This window comes from Streptomyces sp. adm13(2018), from assembly GCF_008042145.1.
Classification (GTDB): domain Bacteria; phylum Actinomycetota; class Actinomycetes; order Streptomycetales; family Streptomycetaceae; genus Streptomyces.
Map to the genome: position 1 here is coordinate 3,429 of NZ_RDBH01000105.1, position 2,851 is coordinate 6,279.

Here is a 2,851-nt window from a genome sequence, read left to right on the forward strand (position 1 = left end):
CGGTCTTGTCCAGCGGGGTCCCCTCCTCGCCCTGGACCTCGGGCGCGGCGGGCGGTTCCGACACCGGCGGGGTCCGCACCAGGAGTGCGACCAGCACCGCGAGTCCGCCGAGCACCGCGCCGATGCCGAAGCCCCACTGGACACCCGTGGCCAGGGCGTCCGTGGGCGCGGCGCCGTCGGCCGCGGCCGTGGCGGCACGGCCCGACATCACGCTGATGACCAGGGCGGTGCCGGCGGCGGCCGCGACCTGCTGGAGGGACCCCAGGATCGCGGAGCCGTGCGGGTAGAGGTGCGGCGGCAGCACGGACAGGCCGGAGGTGAAGACGGGGGTGAAGACGAACGCCATGCCGGCGCTGAGGGCCACGTGGACGGCGAGCACCAGCCACGGCGAGGTCCGCTCCCCCATCAGGGCGAACAGGCCCAGACAGAGCGCGGTGACCGCCGCGCCGGGGACGACGAGCCGGGGTGCGCCGAGCCGGTCGTACAGCTTGCCGACCTGCGGTCCGAGCAGACCCATGGTGAGACCGCCGGGGATGAGGAGCAGCCCGGTCTGCAGTGAGGTGAGGCCGCACACCTCCTGGAGGTACAGCGGCAGCAGGATGAACGCGCCCATGAGGGCCATGAACGACAGGCACATCAGGGCGAGTGCCACCGAGAAGTGCCGGAACGTGAGGGCGCGCAGGTCGAGCAGCGGGGTCGAGGACCGTTGCAGGGCCAGCTGCCGCCACACGAACAGGGCCACCAGCAGGGCGCCGACGGCGGTGGTGGCCTCCGCGGGCACCACCGCCGTCGTCTCGCCCCCGGCGCCGAGACCGCTCAGGCCGTAGACGAGGGCGCCGAAGCCGGCCGCCGCGAGGGGGACGGAGACCCAGTCGATCGGTCCGGCCTGGGGTTCGCCGATGTTGACCAGTCGGCGCCGGCCGACGATCGCCATGGCGCCGGCGATGGGCAGTACGGCCAGGAACAGCAGGCGCCACGTGCCGAGTTGCAGCAGCACGCCGGACACCGCGGGGCCGAGGGCGGGGGCGACGGAGATGACGAGGGTGATGTTGCCCATGACGCGGCCGCGTTCGTGCGGCGGCACGAGGGTCATCAGGGTCGTCATGAGCAGCGGCATCATGACGGCGGTGCCGCTCGCCTGGATGACGCGGGCGACCAGGAGCACGGGGAAGGCCGGTGCCGCGGCGGCCAGCGTCGTACCGGCCAGGAAGAGCGCCATGGCCAGCCCGTACGCGGTCCGGGTCGTCACGCGCTGGAGGAACCATCCGGTCACCGGGATGACGACGGCCATGGTGAGCATGAAGGCGGTGGACAGCCACCCCGCGGCGGCCGCGGTCACCTCGAACTCGCGCATGAGCCGCGGGATCGCGTTGACCATGATCGTCTCGTTGAGGAGGACGACGAACGTGGACAGCACGAGGATCCGCAGCACGGCGGTGACGCGCGCGGGTGGGAGGAACCTCCCGAACCTCCCGAACCGCCGGAGGAGCCGCCCGAGCCGCCGCCGTTGCCGCCGAACCAGCCGTCGCCGCGGGAGCCGTCCCGGCCCGAGGAGTCCCGGCCCGTACCTCCGCTGCCGCCGCCCTCGCCGAACTGCCAGGACTCGCCCTCCCCCGGGTCGCCGTCGTCGCAGCGGCAGCACTCGTAGCACAACCGGCAGTCGCCGCACAGCCGGCGGTACGCGCGACAGCGCCGGCACGCCTCCTCCGGCGGCCGGCCCGATGCCGTCGGCGCACCGGCCGGGGCCGTACCCGTCAGCGCGCCGACTCCGCAGGCCGGGTCCGCCGGGGCCGCCGGGGGCTGTTCCGTCGACGTACGGAGTCCCAGCCAGGGCAGCATGCGCGGGGCCGCGGCCCGTCGGTCGTGCCGGTGGTGGCGGTGCCGGGGGTCGAAGACCCGGTCGACGGCCCGCTCCAACTCGCCGCCCAGCAGGGCCTGCACCAGCCGCCCGTCGACGAACTCGGCGTCGGAGAGGGCGAGCCGGATCCCGTGGACGGCGTCGTCGCACAGTCTGCGCACCTCGGCACGGTCCGCGCCGGTCACGGCGACCGGGTTCCAGGCGCCCGACGCCTCGTCGGCGTCCAGGTCCTCGACCGCGTCCAGGAGGTGCGCCAGCCGGCCGAAGAGGCGGCCGGCCTCGGCCAGCGGTTCCGTGTTGCCCGGGCGCCCCGTGAGGACGGCGGTGTACGCGAAGGCCGCGGAGGTCGCGGTCTCCGTGGGTTCCGTGACCGTCAGGAGCGAGCCGCCCCGGTGGGTCGACCGCTCGATGTCCGGCTGCCGCTCGACCGCGTCCAGCAGTACGGCGGTGTCGAAGCCGAGGCGTTCGCCGCCCGCGGCTCCGGCGCGGTCCCAGCCCCGGGCGATCCGGCGGGCCGCGAGGGCCACCGGGCGGCGCCCGAGCAGGCCGTCGCCGTCGGCCACGTGGTCGCGTATCTTCGCCGCGGCGAGCACCAGCGACACCGTCGCCGCAAGGCGCGCGCCCTCGCCCTGCGCCACGTCCGCCGACCGCATCCCGCGGAGCGGGCACGGACCGGCCCCCCGGCGCCGGTCGCCGGTCCGCTCCGACTGCGCCTCGGTCAGGACCGAGACGATCAGACCGTCGTAGTTGGTCGCCACCCGGGCGAACTGCCCGTACTCGCCGCGCAGCGCCAGGCACAGCCCGCACAAGTGGGCCATCCACTCGGTACGCAGTCCCTCGCCCAGCCGATGACGGCATGGCCTGATGATTCCGAACACCGCAGATCTCCCCCCGTGGAGCGCCGTCGGGCGCGGTCGTCATCCTAGAGGGGCCGTCCGGGGCACGGAGCCCCGGAGACGGGTCGGGCGGATCCGGGAGGGGACGGCCTAACCG

2 protein-coding genes are annotated in these 2,851 nt (G+C 74.9%); both read right to left on the reverse strand.

What is annotated here, in order from left to right; all coding sequences use genetic code 11:
• A partial coding sequence (locus EAO70_RS09475) for a DHA2 family efflux MFS transporter permease subunit (protein ID WP_222723460.1) occupies positions 1–1,432 on the reverse strand: 1,432 nt, incomplete at its 3' end.
• The gene (locus tag EAO70_RS38475; protein WP_222723459.1) at positions 1,336–2,736 is read right to left on the reverse strand and encodes a DUF5685 family protein; all 1,401 of its coding nucleotides are present in this window, start codon (positions 2,734–2,736) and stop codon (positions 1,336–1,338) included. The genes EAO70_RS09475 and EAO70_RS38475, both read right to left, overlap by 97 nt.
• Positions 2,737–2,851: the final 115 nt, after the last annotated feature.